Raw genomic sequence first — 19,925 nt, forward strand, 5'->3', positions numbered from 1 at the left:
CGACCGAGTCCGGTAGTCGTTGCCCGTTCGTCGCGGAAGCCGCGTGCGGATTTCGGGGTAGCCCAGAACACCGAAACTCTCGGCGAGTTCCGCTACCCTAAATCAACTCACGCCGTCAACCATCCATCTTCACCACGCCGCCATGAAAACGCCGCCTCCCGGAACCGCCGAACGGATCGCAAAAATGACCTTCGCGTCGGTCTATCCTCACTACGTTACCAAAGTTGAAAAAAAAGGCAGAACAAAGAAAGAACTGCACGAAGTCATCGGCTGGCTCACCGGCTACGACGAGAAAGCACTGAAGTCATTGATCAAGGATGAAATAACCTTTGATGCGTTCTTTCAAAAGGCGACGCTTCATCCCAACGCGCACCTGATCACCGGGGTGATTTGTGGTTACCGGGTCGAAGAACTCGAAGACCCGCTAATTCAAAAAGTACGTTACCTCGACAAGCTCGTCGATGAACTGGCCAAAGGCAAAAAGATGGAAAAGATCCTGCGAAGCGAGTGAGTCACCGAATCCGGTGACGTTGCGATCGTGTTCGCAAGTTGACCTCGTTCGCCCTCGACGAGCAAAACGTATCGATTCATCCGTCGGCATCTAAAACTAGAATTAGCCGGTTGGCGTCAGCCACGGTTCTAAACCTGTGACTAGCCGGTGGGCGTTAGCCACGGTTTCTGCGTGATAGAGCGTTATCCCCGTCGATTGAAGAATCTAAACCGATCATCCAATCTCGACGGAGCACTAGCTCAGGCGATCACCGAGTTCGCTGACCAAGTCGTCGATCTTGATCCGAACTTGTTCCAACGAATCCCGATCACGGATCGTCACCGTTTTGTCATTCAGCGTGTCTGTGTCGACCGTAATGCAGTACGGCGTCCCCGCTTCGTCTTGTCGCCGATAACGTTTTCCGACGGCACCTTTGTCATCGTAGAACACGTTCATGTGTTTCTTCAGTTCCGAATAAATGTCCTTGGCAATCTCCGGCATGCCGTCCTTTTTCACCAGCGGGAAGATCGCGGCTTTGACCGGCGCTAATCGGGGATGCAATTTCATCACCGTTCGCTCCTGAAGCTCTCCCTTGTCGTCGGGAACTTTGTCTTCGGTGTACGCTTCGCACAAGAACGCCAACGCCGCTCGATCGGCCCCCGCAGAAGGCTCGATGACGTGTGGAATAAACCGCTCGTTGGTGATCGGATCACGATACGACAGGTCCTTGCCGCTACCTTTGTATTTCGGCTTGCCATGCTCATTCAGTTCGACTTGCATGGGTTCGCCTTCGGGCGAGTTCGGATCCAGCTTTCCTTCCATGTGACTACGAAGGTCAAAGTCGCCACGGTGAGCGATCCCTTCCAGTTCACCATATTCGCCTTCGGGCAAGAACGGAAACGCGTATTCGATGTCTGCCGTTCCGACGCTGTAGTGGGCGAGTTCCTCGACGTGGTGCTCACGCATAATCAATGCTTCGTCGGACAATCCCAGTTCGGTGTACCACTTTAAACGGCGATCGCGCCAGTATTGGTACCACTGCTTCGACTGATCAGGATGGCAGAAGAATTCGATTTCCATCTGTTCGAATTCCCGCGAGCGGAAGGTGAAGTTTCGCGGTGTGATTTCATTACGGAAGCTTTTGCCGACCTGGCCGATACCAAAAGGAATTTTCACGCGCGACGTGTCGACGACGTTCTTAAAGTTGACAAAGATCCCTTGCGCCGTCTCGGGACGGAGAAATGTTACGTCCGCTTCCCCGCCTAGCGCACCGAGGGTGGTTTTGAACATCAGGTTAAATTCGCGCGGCTCGGTTAGCGTGTCGAGCGACTTCGCATCCGGGGCGAGAACCAACTCGCGCTCCTGTATTTGATCGAAGGTAAGCGATTCTTTCTCGATCGTCAGTTCGTCTGCGTTTTTCGCGCGGAGCTTGAAGTATTTCATCCCACGGCGACGAACTTCATCTTCCTCTTGTTCCGCCTCAGCCATCGTGGTCACAAAGATCCGTTGCTCGCCACGCGAACACCAGCGACCACGGATTTGGTCAAATCGGTAGCGTTTCTTCGATTCCTTGCAGTCGACCATGTGATCGTGAAACAGGTCGTAGTGCCCGCTGCACTTCCAAACCTGGGGATGCATGATGATCGTGCAATCCAACCCGACCATTTCAAATTCGGTCGGTGCGTTGGCCGGCACCAACAGTTCATTGTGTGAACTGATCATGTCCTGCCACCAAGCGTCTTTCAAATTCCGTTTCAGTTCGACGCCCAGTGGGCCGTAGTCCCAGAAGCCTTGAACACCGCCGTAGATTTCACTGGATTGAAACAGGAAACCTCGCCGTTTGCACAGCGAAACGATTTTGTCCATCGATTTCATGGGTCGAAACTAAGGTTTTTGGGAATGGGGAAACTGAAAGCAACCCGAAAATGTACGGATTAGGTCCTGATTGCGGGAGGGCACCTGAGTCACCGCAGATGGTGATTGAGGCAAATCACCGCTCCCGGTCGCTGGGGTGTCCGGCCCGTCCGCAAGCGAGACTGCGCGACTTCAAACTGCTTTTTCCAAGCCGGTTTCCGCTCGGACTCCGCATCGATTGATGGTCGGCGTCAACGTTGGACACAGAGCAACGTTGACGCCGCTGCGTGCTGGCAGTCGGTGGTGCTCACTGCGCTGCAAGCCGCTCATCCTGAAAACACCGGAAAAGCACACTACTATTTCGTCAACATTTGAAATCAGAATTAGCCGAATGGCGTTAGCCGCGGTTTCGGTGCAATGACCGGGCGAAAGCCCGCCGGCTGATGAAGTGAACTCAAGCAGTAATTCGAGACGGACTACTAGTAGCGATTGGTCGAGGGATAGGGCAGCGGTCGCGCAATTTGGGTCTGGGCCCCCGATCGAGCGGCGTCCAGATTCGAATTGATCTCGCGACTGAGCGCCGCGACCCGTTCTGCGATCATGGGCTGAGTGTTGTTGAGCGCAAGGGCACGCTGGTAGTTCTGCAGGGCCTGCGGCAAATCGCCGCTGGACTCACGCAAACGAGCCAATGCGAGCCAAGCCCGTGAATTGTTTGCGTCCTGCTGGACTGCGTCTTCAAGATACTTCAGGGCTGTCTCCGGTTGGCCGACCTCTTCGTACAGACGAGCCAACTCGATCCGCGGTTCGGCGGCAGTCGGATTGCTGCTCGCCCAATTCTTCACCAGGGCGAAGGCCCGATCGGGGCGGCCCGTGTCCATCAGCAGGACGGCTAGGCCTCGATGACATTCGACGTGATTGGCATCGTGGTCGAGACATTGGTTGTAAAGCGCCTCGGCATTATTGAACAACGCCTCATCTGATCGCTGTTTGGCCAGCCGGTGCGTGGTGGCGGCAAGATTGTAATAACCGTCAGGATTGGTCGGATCGTCCGCAACCACCTGTTGGAACTGTTGCAAAGCGGCCGTGTACTGACCTTGTTGGTGCAACTGCGCCCCCAAGGCATTTTTTCCACTAGCGCTAAAGCGACATCCAGCCGATGTAAGAAGAAGAAGGAAAACCGTCACCCCGGCGATGACGCCCTTCTGAAACAGTCCCTCAGGACCAGTCGGAAACCCCTCTAATTGGCCATTCAATTGAGGGTTAGGTGGGTTCATTTCAAGTTTCATCGGTCTGCCATCCTGACAATTTGTCAACTCAACCCACTCATCATGACACGAACGAACCGTCCGGGAGGGGCAGAATTTGGGCTGCAAAATCAGCATCTTGCTCACAGGACGGTATCAACCGGACGCGAAACCACGCAAGAGAGGAACTTTCGTGAGCGATAGAACGTCGAATGTGTCGCTCCGGCGTGCCGATGCGCGGCGGAATTGGACCCTCGGGTCGATTAGGAGGGCTGACTTAGAGACTGAGACGGCACTCAGTGCCTTTTTCGTTGCGGTTCGAGTCGCTCTAACTACACTTCGAGCCAGGCTCCGCCGCTATCTAGCGCAGTCCCCCTAGCTTATCACCTTTGCAACTTTCGACCTGACTTGGGTCAAACCCGTCTGCCATTCCCCTGGCGACGGAGTCACCCAACAAAGTGCTGCCCCAACAGAACGAATGCCCAGTGTGGGCAAAATGACGAGGCCTCTGGATGACCTTTCGTAAACGATCTCACTCCCTTCGCTCGCAATTGAGCCGCGTTTCTTCATCGCAATCAAGCGAGTCGACGGCCGGGCGTCGCGCGATCAGCTCGCGTGGAAAGTCACGTCGTCGCGACGAGAAGCGAAAATCGTTGCTGGAGAATTTGGAAAACCGGCAACTGCTCGCCGGGCCTGAATTGATTGGGATTCAGCCCAACGAGGGTGATCTTCTTCGTGACAATGACACGCTGAATTTCTCGCCAAACGAATTGACGTTCCGATTCGACGACAATTCGCAAATTGATCCGTCGACGCTCGATTCGATCCGAATCACACGGGCTGGCGAGGACAACGTATTCGAAGCCGCCTCGGTCATCAGTGACCTGGGAACCGGTGGATCGGCTCTGTTTGAATTCCGTGCGCGCGAAACCGGCAGCCTCGGCAACGGGATTCAGGTCATCCTCAATTCGAATCCGAACGCCACCAGTTCGTCTCCAGTTCTGTCGACCGACGCCGAAGCGCGAACGGTGACGATCACCCTCAGCACACATCCCAGCCGTCCGACACGAGCGGGCAGTTTGGAATCGGCGATCAATAACGCTCGCCGAACCGATGCGGACGATCCGATGCAAGCGGGTGATCTGATCGAAGCGATTCAGGTCAGCGGTGCGAGTAGCCAGGCTTTGGCGACGTCACGCTCGCTGAACGAAGAAACCCTGACCCTCGACGGGGCCAACGCGGCACAAGCGGTCACCGACTTTGGTACCGGTGGCGACGTTCGTGTTCGTCTGATCTCGCAGATCCCCGGCGAAGAAGGACGTGAAGTCAACGTCATCGTCGAGCAACGGAACTTCGGCGGTCCGACGATGCCGGTCGTTGTTGTCAGCGACCAAACGATTCGTGTCCAACTCAATAGCTACTCCGCCGGTGGCCAAGACCTTTCGTCGACCGCGGCGGACTTTGTAAACCAGATCAACAACAATCCTCAAGCGTCGGCATTGGTTCGGGCTTCGATCCAGGAAGGCAACCCGCTGACTCGGATTGGCAGCCAACCGGTCAACTACTCGCCGATTCAATTGAGCGGTGTTAGCGACGTCGCCGTCGAACCAGGTTATGTCGGGTTAGGCGACTCATCGCGCGAAGTCGTGTTCCGATTCTCCGATCCGTTGCCCGACGACACGTATCAGATCGACATTCTGGGCGCTGGCACATTGGCCCTACGTGGCGTCGATGGCGAAGCATTCGAAGACGGTACGAATTTTTCGCGTCGCTTCAACATCAACCTTGGCCCTCAAGTTGTGGCGGTTGTTCCCGAACCGGTGCGACGGCTGCAAGACGGTTCGATCGGTGTGGAAACCGGCATCATCGAAGTTCACTTCAATGACGATGATTTGGATCCGGCGTTGGCAGAAGACCCCAGTTTCTATCAACTGATCTTCACCCGCGAGACCGCCAATAACACCGACGACGTCACCATTGCTTTGGATGCCGATGGTGTCCAATACAACAGCGTGACCAACATCGCGCGTCTGAACTACAAGCGTTCTCTGGCCCGGATCTCCGATCCGGCCAACCCCGGTGAATTGCTCAGCGGTGCAGTCCGACTTCGTGTTGGTCAGTCGGCCGCGTTGCCGATGGTTCCGCAAGAATTGACGCTACCGTCGGCGACGGCCGCCAGTCCCGATGGTGCCGGCGACAGTTTCGAAACGGCATTCGATTTAAACAGCGGCTGGTCGATCTCCGGCAACGGCACCAGTTCGGCTTACCTGACTTCAGAAATTCTGAACGAACAACGATTTGGATTGGAGCTCCCTGGCCCGGACGTCGCCGGGACCCGTCAGATTCGTCCGGAAGACCCCTCGCGTTTGAACCGCGTCGTGCCATTGGACTACGTTCAGCAAGGTGCCGACAGCGTCGACGGAATCTCGGTCATCGAATACGACTTTGTCGCAAGCTGGTTGGGTGACAATCCGAACGAACCGGGGATCGCCGAGGATTACCGATACGTCAACATCATCAGCGAGCAGCAAAAGCAGCGAGTTCGTGAAGTGATGACGCTTTACAGCGAGTATCTGGGTGTCACTTTCGTCGAAGTTTCTGATCGTGACCCGGCAGATATCGCCGGCTTCTCGATCGCCGTCGGTGATCTGTACGGTGGCGACGAACGGGGTGCGAGTTCGGAAGGTGGCCTGGCGGTTGTCACGCGTGACCGCGACGGCAACGGTGTCGAAGACTTGGTCGTCATGGACTTCCAAGATTTCGATGAATCAACCGACGATCAATTCGGTGGTGAATTCTTCCGCGGGGCGATGTTCGGCGTCGGGCAATTGCTCGGTTACGGCTACGCCGACGATCTGCCGCAACCCGTCACGCAAAGCACGAGCTTCATCTTTTCGCCGGGCACCGACAACGAACCCGCGTTCCCGGCCTACGCCGATATCCTGCACGGACAGTACTTGTACCGTCCCGATAGCACGGACATCGACATGTACGAGTTCGTCGTCGACCAAGCCGGCTCGATCGCAATCGAAACACTTGCCGAGCGTCTGACCGTTCCGAGTTTGTTGGACACGCAACTACGACTCTATCGCGAGGTTTCCCCTGGCGAATATGAACTGGTCGCTCAGAACGATGACTACTTCAGCAACGATTCGCTGATCCGCATCGATTCGCTTGCCGCCGGTCGCTACATGATTGGCGTCTCGGCCAAGGGCAACGACACTTACGATCCGGCGATTTCGGGAACCGGTTACGGTGGTTTGACGCAAGGTTCGTACGAGCTGCGTGTTGACTTTACCCCGACGACCAACGCCAGCCTAACCGACATTTCCGGTGTCGCCCTTGACGGCGATGCCGATGGAACCCCTGGCGGCAACTTCGATTACTGGTTCGTCCCGGCCGATCCTTCTGAAACAATTTATGTCGACAAAGGCAACACGGTTCAGCGAAACGGTGTCTCGCGATTGCCAAGTTCGTTGTCCGACCGCCAGTTCATCGATCAATTCCGTAACCGCACGACGTTCAACTTGGCGAACGCGTACAGCGAAATTGACGAGGCGGTCGCCGATGCCAGCCGCATGTCAAAGCTGCGACAGCAGTTCCTCAACGGAACGCTGGACCAAAGCTTGATGAATGACGCATCGATCGTGCGTTACCTACGTGATTTGGATTTGACGATTCGTGTGGTGGGCAACGGCGGTCGAGACGGTCTTCTGCAAACCCCCGAAGACAACTTCGCCTTCAACATCGGCTACAACAACAACGGAACGGCACTCGCCGACGGCACTTCGTTGGATCTTCCCGCTGATGTCCAGCTGTTCTTTGATTCCGGTGCGATCGTCAAGTTTGGCAACTCGCGTTTAAGCGTAGGAAGTTTTGCACCGACGATCGACCTGAGCGGTTCGAACCTCCAAGTACTCGGTACGCCCAGTATCATCACCGAGAATGGCTTACCGGCTCGTGATGCCGGCGGTGCGATCATTCCGGGTGACGTGTACTTTACCAGCGTCAACGATGATTCGATCGGAACGGGCAACCAAATCGGATTGCTCCCCGATCCGGTCCCCGGTGACTGGGGCGGAATCGATTTCCGTGGCGATTTGGATCTGGCGGACGAGCTCCGCAATAACCCCGAAGACGCAGGAATCTTTGCCAATCACATCCAATTCGCCAACATTCGTTACGGCGGCGGCTTGGTTCCCGTCGGCGGCGACAGCGCGGTTGTATCGCCAATCAACATGTCGATGACGCGAGCGACGGTGATCAATTCTACGATCACTGATAGCTCCGACGCGGCGATGTCGGCGACGCCTGACACGTTCCGCGAAGACCGCTTCACCGATCCGAAGTATCAGGACAGCGGTCGGTTCACATCGGACTACACCCGAGTCGGACCAGAGATTCACGGCAACACGATCATCGACAACTCGATTAACGGCTTGTTCATTCGCTTGCGACAACGCAGCGGAGAAGAGCTGGAATCGATTACCCGCGCGACACGTTTCGATGACACCGACATCACTCACGTGCTGACCGAAAACTTGGTGATCGCCGGTACGCCCGGTGGCGCGATCGTCCAGTCGGGTGCACCCTCGTCGTTCTTGGTTCGTCTTAGCGAGGTCGTCGGTGGTGGCGGAATCGATGCGGGCGAATACGTTTACCGCTTGACGAACGTGTCCGAAGAGGGGCTCGAATCGGCGGCCAGCGACGCGACCGTTTCCGTCGTCGTCAATAACGACAACAGCGGCATCCGTTTGGTTCAGCTACCGACCGCGAACGACAGCAGCGTTGTGTCGCGTCGACTGTACCGAGCGACCGTTGATCCGATCACCGGAACCGCCGGGACGTTCCAGTTAGTGGCGAACCTGAACGCCAGTAACACCACCTACACCGACCGCGTCGAAACCGGTGGTGCGGAACTTCCTGCGATCTCCAGCCCTCTCCGTAGCCGACTTGACGCCAGCCTTGTCATCGACCCGGCAACGGTGATCAAGGTCGACGGCGCACGCATCGAAGCTCGTTTCGGTGCCAACTTGATCGCCGAAGGTACGTCGGCGAATCCCGTCGTGATCACCAGTTTGGAAGATCAGCGTTACGGTAGCGGCGGCACGTTCGACACCAACGACCGCGGCAACAGTGGCGAACTGACTCCGGGAGACTGGGGCGGCGTCTATATCGGACACGGTTCGGTCGCCAGCTTTGACAACGCAGTGATCGCAGGCGCCGGTGGCTCGACCCGGATCGAAGGTGGCTTTGCGTCCTTCAATCCGATCGAAGTCCATCAGGGGACGCTGCGTTTGACGAACAGCCGCATCGAACACAACGCCGACGGTCGTGCATCGACCAATGGCGACCGTGTCGGTCGTGGCGACAACGCAACAGGCACGGTCTTTGTCCGGGCATCAACGCCGATCATCGTTAACAACGATTTCATCGACAACGATGCCGCCGCGATCACGATCGATCTCAACTCGCTAAACGGCAACGAAGTTTCCGACCACGGCCGATCGACCGGCATGCTGGAAGGCTTTGACGTGGTCGGCAATCTTGGACCACTGGTCGAAGACAACACCCTGACTCGTAACGGCATCAACGGGATGTTGGTCCGTGGTGGCGAATTGGTCACCGAAGGCGTCTGGGACGACATCGACATCGTTCACGTCGTTGACGAAACGATCGAGATCCCCAACCAACACATCTACGGCGGACTGCGTCTGATCAGTGACGCACGCGGTTCGTTGGTGGTCAAGTTCGAGACACAAGAAGGGCAGGAAAACACCAACCCAGCGGGGATTGTCGTCGGCGGTTCGTTGCTTACCGCCGAAGACGAATTCAAAGACATCGCCGACCGGATCGGCGGTGCGTTGCAATTGATCGGCCACCCTGACTTCCCCGTCGTGATGACGGCGATCTCGGATGATTTCGTCGGAGCCGGCTTTACGATCGACGGATTCGCTCAGGTCGATACCGATAACGATGGTGTCATCAGTGGCGTCATCACCGGTGGCGATGACGACGACGGTAACGGAAATCAACAATTCGTTGGCACCTTGCCGACCGGCCCCGAAGTCGACCTAGGGACAACGATCGATAATGACGTCGCGCCGACGATCACCGGATCTTTCTCGGCGACGATCGAAGATGCCAACCAAGTCCAAGTCAGTGCGGTCACGGTTGAGAATTTGCAAAACGGTCAGCAACTCGTTTCGCAAGACTATATCTTCTTGGCATCGACCTACCTGACCAGCGGCGGAGCCACGACGGCGCTCAATCAAACGACGATCACGCAGGCGGCAACGCTGGTTGCCGAAGACACCGTCGAAAGCCGCGGAACGTATGCCGGCCCCAACGGTACCGTCAACTGGGTCGCGACGACGTACTTCATTGACGGCCTCGCCACGATGTTCTCGACCTTGGATCTGAACAGCTCCACGTCGTTGGGTGATATCCGTGTGATCAGCTACCTAGACGAAGACGTTCAGGGCAACACAGACGACTTGCTCTACACCGTCGGCACGCCCGGACAATCCGACTTCCGTGTTTACACCGTCGATGGCCCGACCCGTGTTGGATTCTCGCACGGTGGTTTCTACACCAACGATGGCACTAACCAAGTCAACGCGACTTACGAAGGCTGGGCCGCAGACGAGTACAACGATCTGGAAACGCAGATCCAAGCCGGTACTCAGGCCTACTCGGTTCCCGGTGTGATCGACCTGACCGATCTGCCGGCGATGGTCGACCCAACGTTCGGTTCGGTTTTTGGCGCCGGTGACGTCACGACCGCGTTGTCCTGGGTCGTCAACAGCAACGCGTTTTCATCGCGAGTGACCAGCTTCCTCGAATTGCTGGCCGCCGACCCAACGGTCGTCCAGCCGCCATCGGCATCGCTTTCGACCGGCCAGTGGGACGGCGTGACGATCCGCGAAGGTGCGGACGATCGCAACGTGGCTGCGTTTGCCGAACAAGAACCGGTTCGCATGACGGTGTTCGAAAACAACGCCATCCCCGGCCAAGCTCAATACCTTGGTCAATTGGCACCGAACGAACAGTCCGGTGATGAAAATCGTCGCCTGGGATTCATCGTCGACGGTGCGATCACCACCCGCGACGACATCGACGTTTATTCGTTTGTCGCCGAAAGCGGCACCGAAGTCTGGCTGGACATCGACCGAACCAGCAATAGCTTGGACACGGTGATCGAGTTGGTCGACATCAACGGAAACGTGTTGGCGGCCTCGAATGATTCGTTGCTGGCCGAACAAGATCCGTCACTCGGCTTGTACGTATCACCGCTGCTCGACAGCGACTCGGCACAAGCGTTGACGGTCAACGAACAACGCGTTCCGGTCGCCCAGTTCACCTTCGACGCGGCGATCGCAAACGCCTCCAGCGGTTCGTTCACGCTAGGACTGGACACCAGTGTCAGCACACAGACGGTCAACGTCAGCGTCAGCAATTTCTTGGCGAACCCGGCGGCCGCGATTGCGAACGCTCTCAACAGCACGTTTTCCAACGAAATCGGCTTCGTTACTGCCCAAACGCTGTCCCGTTCTTCGACGGGCGACTATGCCGTCGAAGTCCACTTTGATCCAGATTTCTTCACCGCGATCGATGTCCCCGGATTCCGGTTGTCAACCGCAGGCGTTTTCCCGTCGATCCCAGCGTCGCCAGCTCCGGTTGTCCAGAATGCCGATTCGGTTCTTCAGGACACCTATTCGTATAACTACAAAGACGCCGGCATGCGAATCCGTTTGCCCGGCGAAACGGGAACGCTCAATCAGTACCATGTCCGTGTCCGCAGTAGTAACACGCAAGACCCCACCGATTTTGCCACGTTGATCGATCCGGCACGTGTCGACGAAGGTTTGACCCGCGGTCGGTACTCGATGCAGATTCGTTTGCGTGAAGCCGACGAGAGTGCCGGCACGCAGGTTCGCCTGACCGACATTCGCTACGCCACCAATGGTTTGCAAATTATCGGCCAGCCGTTGCACTCACAACTGACCGGTGAAGAAGCCGAAACGACCTCGCCGAACGATCAAGCGTCTGACGCCCAGCCGCTTGGTTACTTTAGCGTTGGTGACGACACCAACGCGATCGCCGGCCCACTGCAAAGTGACCGGTTGGCCAAGTCCATCTCTGGCACGATTGACTCGGCGACCGACGTCGACTGGTACTCGTTCCAAGTCCGCTACGATGACTTAACCCGCGACAGCTCGCCGATGTTCTTGTCGACCGTCATCGACTTGGATTACGCGTCGAACTTTGCCCGTAGCGACATGGCTTTGTACGTGTTCGATTCGGCCGGCAACTTGATCTACACCGGAACGGACAGCAACGTCGCGGAGGATCTTCCCGCGTCGCCAACCGACAACAGCACCGATGACCTGAGCCGCGGTGGTGCCGGTAATGAAGACCCCTTCATCGGCTCGGTCGAATTGCCCGAAGGCACCTACTACGTCGCCGTTAGCAACCAGACGCAAGTCCCGCTGGCGATGGATCAATTTTTCAATCCAGCCAGCTCGAACCCGCTTGTGCGTGTCGAACCGATCGCAGCGATCGATCGAGTCGCCGACGACAACATGCAGAACGGTATCCTGTTCGACAACTCGTCGATCGTGCCGTACTCGCTGGATGACGTTTACTTGTACGTCAATACGACCAACGGATTGCACATCGTGAATCCGTTCACCGGTGTCGACTATGGCGAAGTCGGAAACTTTGGTGGCGAAGTCATCCGTGACGCGGCCTTCCGCGCCAACGGCGAACTGTACGCATACACGCAGTTCTCAGGCCGTCCACGGGCCGATGACGCGTACTTCTATGTCCAACTGGATACCGGAACGGGAACGCCGACGACGGTCAACACCGCGCCGATTTTGACGACGTTGGAGTCGAACGTTTCCGAAGCTCCTAACCCAGAAATCTTGGAAGCCGATTCGGATGAAGGCGTCACGATCGAAGCCTTGACGATCCGCGAGTACCTTGATGCCGAACGTGGTTTCTTCGTCGGTAACCGTGCGGTCGCCGGCAATAACGGCATCGACTATCGCTCAAACATTCTTTGGGAATTTGATCCGTCGACCGGCATCGCCAACGGCGATCCCTTCGTCGATCGGTTCGTCGCCGACGCGGGTGCGGGTACCGACCGACGTGAAGTTGGCCAGATCAACACCAGCAGGATTCCCGGCGGTGCGGCGACACAGCTCGGCGTGACCGATGTGGTCAGCATCAATGCCGCGGGGAACTTCATTCAGCAGTTGTTCGACGGAGATGGGTTCTCGATCACCAGTGGAATGGACACCACCGCATTCGAATTTGATTTGGTCGGTGCGGCGGTCCAAGTCACCGGTGCTCCGGTACTTGACGGTGACACGCTGACCGTCGGCGGAACGACGTTCGAATTCGACACCGGTCGCCGCCTACGTCTGTCCAACGTATTCGCCAACGGCGGCTTGGACGTCGGACAACGAGTCATCGTCAATACGCCGAGCGGCACGCGGACGTATGAGTTCATCGCCCAAGGCACCCAGCCGACGATCTCAACCTACATTCCGATCATCGTTCGCGGTGCCGACGGGGTGGGTCGCCCGGTCAACGCCGTCGCGAACGACTTGGCCGCTGCCATCACGCAGTATCAACCCGATGCGGACGTGACCCTGCTGGGTAACGAAGTCGCCTTCGGCCCCGACGCGTTCTTCACCCCGATCGGTGTCGGACTGACAAGCATCGGCTCTGATGGCGTGGCCTTTGGCAATATTCCCGTCTTGGTTGACGAGTCGTTCGATTCCTCTGACGTGCTCGATTCGATTCTCGACGCGTTCGCCAATAATGCGATCACCGCCGATGTCAATGGTTTGACCTTCACCGTCCCCGGTGCGTCAACCGTCATCGTTAACTCTTCCGGCTTGGTCGGCGGCGGAACGATCGGTGTGACGCCAGGTGCCGAAGTCATTCAAATCGAACTCGACGACACCGCTTCCGATGTCGCCCAGAAAGTCACCGACGTGATCAACTCACTCGGGGCTACCTTCACCGCGTCGGAAATGAACCACAGCGTTCAAATCAGCGGCGGCAACATCTCGGTGGCGACCGGCAATCTGGTTGCCGGTGGCTTGCCCCAAGGCGGCCTGATTACCGGTGTCGAAATCGTCGGCAATGACATTTACGCAATCAGCGATGCCGGCAGCCTGTACCGTGTTACCGGGAACGAGTTGATCGCCGGAACCCAGATCATCAGTGGCAATCGCCAGATCGGCAGTTTGGTCAGCACGGCAACTGACCTGCAACGCATCGGCGAACGATTCACCGGCCTACGAGCCGGCCCGAACGATGTCGATGGCGGTATCTACTCAAATGTCTTGTTCGGGATCACACAAAGCGGGAACATCTACGCCTTCAACCTGCAAGGGGAATTGGTTCCTTACTTTGCCGGTGGCCGTTCGATGATTTCGACCGGTATCGAAGATGCCCAAGGTCTCGATTTCAGCACGCTGGACTACAACCTCTGGCACTTTACGAATTCCCGCAGCGGCGATGCCGGTCACAATAACAACGGTGGCACGACATCACTGGCATTCAACTACGAGGGGCTGTTCCAGAACAATTACTCCGACCCCGTTGAATACCCCACCGCGACGGCCCGTCGCGACGGACAAGCTGTCAACCAGACGTACAACTTCCCCGGTGGGGCAAAAGGCGAAGTCCTTAGTAAGGAATTCTCGCTGGCGAATTATTCGTCCAACGATTTGCCGACGCTGTACTTCACCTACCTGATCGAAGCTGACGGTGGTGGATCGACCGATGCGTTACGTGTCTTTGTCGTCGAGCCTGACGGAACCCAACATGCCGTCGCGCTCAATACGACCGTGACACGTCCGGGCTCGAACGACCCCGCCTCGATCGGTGGTCCAGATGATGAGTTCGATGACCCACCATTGAACGCACCGTACAACGACACCATCGACGTCGACAAGCAACAACTGTTCGACAACACCGACACTTGGCGTCAGGCCCGTGTGCCGTTGTCCGAGTTCGCGGGCCTCGAAGGTCTGCGTCTGTTGATCGAGTTCTCGACCGCCGGTCGGATCGACACCGGTTCGACTTCGATCCAAGCCGTCGCCGGTTCTGATCTGGTCGAAGGTCAAAGCATTCGTGTCAGCGGCGAAACCTTCGAAGTGAACTTCCCGCCGACCTTGGTCGCCCCCGCCGGGGCAGAAATTGCCGCGGCCTACGCTGCCGACGCCTCGGCACGTGCCGAGTTTGTCCTCGACGGACAAACGTACGTGCTCGATGACGGAACTCGAACGATCGATGGCAGCCCCTCTGACCCGATGGATCCGCTCTCGCCACCGAACGAAATTGCGATCGACTTGGGTGCGGCCGGAACGATCAGCCAGTTGTCATCGGCGGACGTCGCGAACTTGATTCGGGATGCCGTGTCGGCGATGCCACCGGCAGTGACGATGACGTACAACTTCGTCGCCAATGGAAACTCGATCGAGTTTGGAAACGCCGACGAGCTGTCATCGGTCTCGTCGACTTTGTTGGACGTTCGCAACGTTTCGTCGACGACGGCGAACGCGATCAATGTTCGTGCGGCGATGTCAGCCGATGAAGTGGCTCAGGCGATCCGCACGGCATTGCTGACGCGATTCATCCCGGCTGCCATCAGCACCGGGACGCCGAACTACATTCCCGTCGACGGGGCGATGGTGTCGCTACCGGGATTCAACCTGTCAGACTCGGGACCGTTCGTGAACGCGTCACAGCGTTACGTCGACCAATATGGCGCGACCCCGGTCGCCGGATCTCGCAACAACGAGTTTAACGGCGTTTACCTGGACGACTTTATCATCGGCTTGGCCGAACGCGGCGAACAAGTCGTCGACGATCGTCCCGCGGGATCGGGCATTGACACTTCGTTTGTCACCGACACTCGATTTACGTTCCCCGAACCCAACGACCCACTGAGCGATCTGGTCACCGGTTCCTACCAAGTCGAGATCCGCGACTCGAGTGAGTACATCACCAGTGTCAACGGATTGCAGTTCCGTGAGTTCAACAGCAACGAACGCTTAAGCGACGGGATCACTTTGGAAGCACGTTCGGCGGATCAAATCGTCGACGGCCAAATGTTCTCAATCACCGACGGACGTGCGACAGTCGAATTCGAATTTGACTTTGACGGATCGGTGACCCCAGGTCGTGTCCGCGTCCCGGTATCGCTGAGCGTCGTCGACGAAGACACCGGGTTGCCCCGTCCGCAAACGGCAACACAAGTGGCCAGCAGCATCATCGACGCGATCAACCGCAGCGATGTCCGAAGCGTCTTGGACGTTCAAGCCACACCGAGTACCGGCTTCAATACCGAAGTCGTCCCACCGACTGGAATCGACGCGACCGTTCGAATCGATTCGCGCATCAACTTGGTGGGTAACGTGCTGGTGTCCAATGAAGACCAAGCTTTGGCCGCCGTCGATCAGTCTCGACTGCGTGGTGACAGCAACCGAGATCGCGACGCACAAGGCGTGATCATGGTTGAAAACAGCCGCTTCCTGTTCAACTCCGAATACGGAATCTCGCTGCAACATGACGCGACGGCAGTGGTCGCGGGTAACGAGACCGACTCGATCGTGCGGTACCCACGTAACCTCGTCGAACTAAACTCGGAAAACTACGTTCCCGGTGTGGTCGTCCAAAGCAACATCGTGGCCTTCAACGGCACCGGTGGAATCCAAATCGATGGATTGGACATCACGCTCAACGAAACCAACTCTGACCCGGTGAATATCGACCGTATCGTTAATAACACGATCATCGGCGGTTCGATCACCGCGGGAACCAGTGCTCCCTCGGACACCTTCGCCGGACTGTTGTTCGATCAAGGTTTGATCTCGTTCGCAGACGCCGTCGTCGATTACTCACCCGATGCCGGCGGAACACCTCCGACCCTCACGCACCAGACGCCAGATTCGGCACTCGGGGCGCCAGACGGAAACGGACGCGGCAACGAACCTGTCGATGGCCAAACGGCAGTCTCGCTCGGCTTGGGCGGATCACTGACCGTGCAATTCACCGATAACTACTTGACCGGTGATGGGACCGCGGCGGGCGACTTGGTCGTCTTCGAAACCGGGGCGATCGAATCGGTACTCGTTGAAATCAGCCGTGACGGATTGAGCTTTACCGACGTGGGAATCATCGGCGGCTTGTCCAACCAAATCGACATCGACCAGTTTGGCTTCGGACCAAATGATCGCTTCGCCTTTGTTCGCCTAACCGACCTTCGTCAGGGCGATGAAGAGGGCAGTGCCCTGGGTGCGGACATCGATGCGATCGGTGCGATCAGCAGTGCCCCCGTCGATCAATACACTGCCGGCGGAGTCGGCATCAGCATCAACGGTGGTTCGTCGCCGACGCTGCTGAACAATGTGATCGCAAACACCGAAACCGGGATCACGCTGAGTGGTGACAACGGCGGATTCATTTCCGGCGGAAACTCGTTCTACAAGAACACGAACAACGCGGATGCGGGTGTCGACCTCGGACAACTCGCCCAAGTGTTGACCGATTCGGAAGCCGTCTTCGTCGACCCCGCTAACTTCGTCTTCGCTCCCGCGTCCGGCTCGCGGATCATCGACAGCTCAATCGATTCGCTGCCCGATCGTCCGAGCTTGACGACGGTTCGCAATTCGGTCGGCATCGCACCGTCACCGGTGCTTGCCCCAGTCTTGGACGTCAACGGCCAAGTCCGTGTCGACGACCCGAGTGTCGAACCTCCGAGCGGTCTTGGTGACCGGGTCTTCAAAGATCGCGGCGGATTTGATCGTGGCGACATGGAAGGGCCTCGGGTCACGCTGTTGCAACCCTACGCCCCCGGCATCGGACTTGACGCCGGACGTGCCACCGTCGCCGGTACGCGTCCCGATGCGTTTGAAATCCAACTGATCGATGGGCTGGCTCCTTCAGACAACGTTCCCGGAACCGGTATCGATGACGGCAGCGTCTCGACCAGTTCTTTGATCTTGTTCAAAGACGGCGAACCGTTGGTCGAAGGCACACACTATCGATTTGCATACAACCCTTCGACGAATGTTATTCGTTTGACGCCGATCGCTGGATCTTGGGAAGACAACTCGACCTACCTGATCCGTATGATCGACGCCAGCGACGCGATCGTCCAAGCGGGCGATGGTGTAGTCTACCCAGACGGAGCCAAGCTGACGGTCGTCGATAGCTTGAATCAACCGACCGTCTTTGAGTACGAAACCGGCTTGATCGTCGACTTCTTGGCCGGGTTGAATGCGACGACCGCCGACGGCGTGACGTTGGAATTGTTTGACGGGGCTCGAACACGGTCTTACCAATTCGATTCCAACAATTCGGTTACCGGCGGAGCTTTCCCGGTCACCATTCCGGCCGCCGGAACGACCGCCGACTTTGTCGCCTTGATGGCCGACGCGATCAACGCAGATACGGTACTGTCCTTTACGGCTCGGGCGTCGGGTGAAACATTGCAACTGGTCGGCGGCACTCCCTTGTCGACGGTCACTAGCACAAGCGGCGCACTGCAAGTCAGTGGCAGCATCGGAACGGAAACCGGATTCGGATTCCAAATTCCGGCGATCCCCGGTAGCTCGATCGCCGACGTTGCCGACGGGCAATCGATTCAGATCAGCCTTGGCTCGGTCAACGTGATCGACTTTGAATTCGACGTCGACGGCTTGTTGGTCAACCAAGACGCGGTCCCGGTTTCGATCGACCTCAACGATACCCTCGACGAGGTAGCCAACGCGTTGGTGCGAGCGATCGGAGGCACGACGCTTGGCTTGGCTCCCGAGAACGCTGGATTTGGGCGAGTCTTCCTGGGCGGCGACACGACTTACTCGGTCGACGTGTCCAACTCGACTGCGACACAAATCGCCCTGCCAGGTCAAGGCCCGACAGTCCCGATCAACATTCCGATCGACCTCAGCGACGAAGAGATTGCGGAGCTGATCAAGCAGACCATCGACGCGCAAAACCTGACCGGTGTTAGCACCTCAGTCGTCGATGTCCGTGTCTTCCTAGAAGGCACCGGCGGAGTCAGTGGATTCGGTGCGGTGGACCGAGTAGTCGTGCAAGACCAGGTCGGCAACCAACTGCAACCGAACCAAGCAGACGGCCGAACCGAGCTGACGATCTTTATCGGCACCGGTTACGACTACGGTGATGCCCCGGCACCTTACACCAGCTCGATGGATGACGGCGGTCCACGACACGCCGTCGACCCGGCATTGGGCTTGGGAGCGACGGTGACTGCCGAAGCCGACGCGGAACTTCCCAACGCAGATTCGAGCGACGACGGGATTACGCTCCCGGCATCGTTCCAAGCAGGGTTCTCGTTCCCCGTCGGAATCTTCGTTCGTAACGACGATGCCGGTTCAACGGGCGACCTACCGGTTTACGTCGACGCTTGGTTCGATTGGAACCAGAACGGCCAATTCGAAGTCAACGAACGCTACCGGTTCGGAACCGCAGGCACCGGCCTAACACCGGAACTGTTCAACAACACCACGACGTCGGTCTTGATCGACGTCCCAGCTTCGGCCCTGTCTGGTTCGACCTATGCTCGGTTCCGATTGAGCGAACAGTCGACGCTAGGCCCCAACGGCGATGCGACCAGCGGTGAAGTGGAAGACTACGAAATCTTCGTTGGCACTAATCCATATACCAACGCGAGCAACCGCTACGACGCCAACGACAGTGGCAACGTGACACCGATCGATGCGTTGCAAATCATCAACTCGATCGCTCGTAACGCTGGCGGCACCGTCTCGGTGAACCTGCAGACGACGCCCGTGGCAACGCCGATCTACCCAGACGTCAACGGCGACGGCATCATGTCTGCGACCGATGCGTTGGCCGTGATTAATGAACTGGCACGCATGAATGCGACCGCCAGTGGTGAGGGCGAAGGTTTGTCGGGATCGTTTGTTTCGGCCGCTCCTGGGGTGTTCGCCAGTGCATCGACCGCCGCCGGTGACGTGTTGATCCAACAGTCCGCGACGTTGCCGTCCGACACCGACGATGACGAAACCAACGGTGACGAACTCCTGGTCGGTCCGAGTCTGATGGCATCCGACTCGAACGACAACTCCAGCGTGTTCGACCTGCCCGAAGTCATCGAACTCGATTCGATTGTCGACGACTTGGCCAAGGACAAAGCCGACGCGGAAGGATCGAAGTCACTCGAGAGCGGACTCGACGATTTCTTTGCTTCCCTGTAAGGCGATGATTTGACGTCAACAACAGCCGCGAGCATATCTCGCGGCGTTGTTCCGCTACCCCAA

4 protein-coding genes are annotated in these 19,925 nt (G+C 57.5%); 2 read left to right on the plus strand and 2 right to left on the minus strand.

The genetic code is table 11. The annotated features are described in order from the left end of the window. Positions 1-142 precede the first annotated feature (142 nt). Positions 143-511 (plus strand): DUF2200 domain-containing protein, encoded by a 369-nt coding sequence (locus FYC48_RS17375; protein WP_149497992.1) that lies wholly within the window; start codon positions 143-145, stop codon positions 509-511. A 234-nt stretch (positions 512-745) separates the two neighbouring features. Here the strand turns inward: FYC48_RS17375 and FYC48_RS17380 are convergent, their stop codons facing one another. Together FYC48_RS17380 and FYC48_RS17385 are read right to left on the minus strand one after the other, a co-directional pair. Continuing rightward, complete coding sequence (locus FYC48_RS17380) at positions 746-2,356, minus strand: glycine--tRNA ligase (RefSeq protein WP_149497993.1); 1,611 nt, start codon at positions 2,354-2,356, stop codon at positions 746-748. A gap of 467 nt (positions 2,357-2,823) precedes the next feature. Then, positions 2,824-3,630, minus strand: a complete 807-nt coding sequence (locus tag FYC48_RS17385; RefSeq protein ID WP_200836635.1) for a tetratricopeptide repeat protein — start codon at positions 3,628-3,630, stop codon at positions 2,824-2,826. A 470-nt stretch (positions 3,631-4,100) separates the two neighbouring features. On the opposite strand from FYC48_RS17385, the gene FYC48_RS17390 reads away from it, so the two are divergent. After that, positions 4,101-19,862, plus strand: coding sequence for a GEVED domain-containing protein (locus FYC48_RS17390; RefSeq protein WP_149497995.1), 15,762 nt, complete (start codon positions 4,101-4,103; stop codon positions 19,860-19,862). Positions 19,863-19,925 lie beyond the last annotated feature (63 nt).

Source organism: Roseiconus lacunae, assembly GCF_008312935.1.
In the GTDB taxonomy this organism is placed as follows: domain Bacteria; phylum Planctomycetota; class Planctomycetia; order Pirellulales; family Pirellulaceae; genus Stieleria; species Stieleria lacunae.

What these genes read in the sequence shown, in the direction of transcription:
- FYC48_RS17375 (WP_149497992.1), top strand. Translation starts at nt 143, where the DNA reads ATGAAAACGCCGCCTCCCGGAACCGCCGAACGGATCGCAAAAATGACC.
- FYC48_RS17380 (WP_149497993.1), bottom strand. Translation starts at nt 2,356, where the DNA reads ATGGACAAAATCGTTTCGCTGTGCAAACGGCGAGGTTTCCTGTTTCAA.
- FYC48_RS17385 (WP_200836635.1), bottom strand. Translation starts at nt 3,630, where the DNA reads ATGAAACTTGAAATGAACCCACCTAACCCTCAATTGAATGGCCAATTA.
- FYC48_RS17390 (WP_149497995.1), top strand. Translation starts at nt 4,101, where the DNA reads ATGACCTTTCGTAAACGATCTCACTCCCTTCGCTCGCAATTGAGCCGC.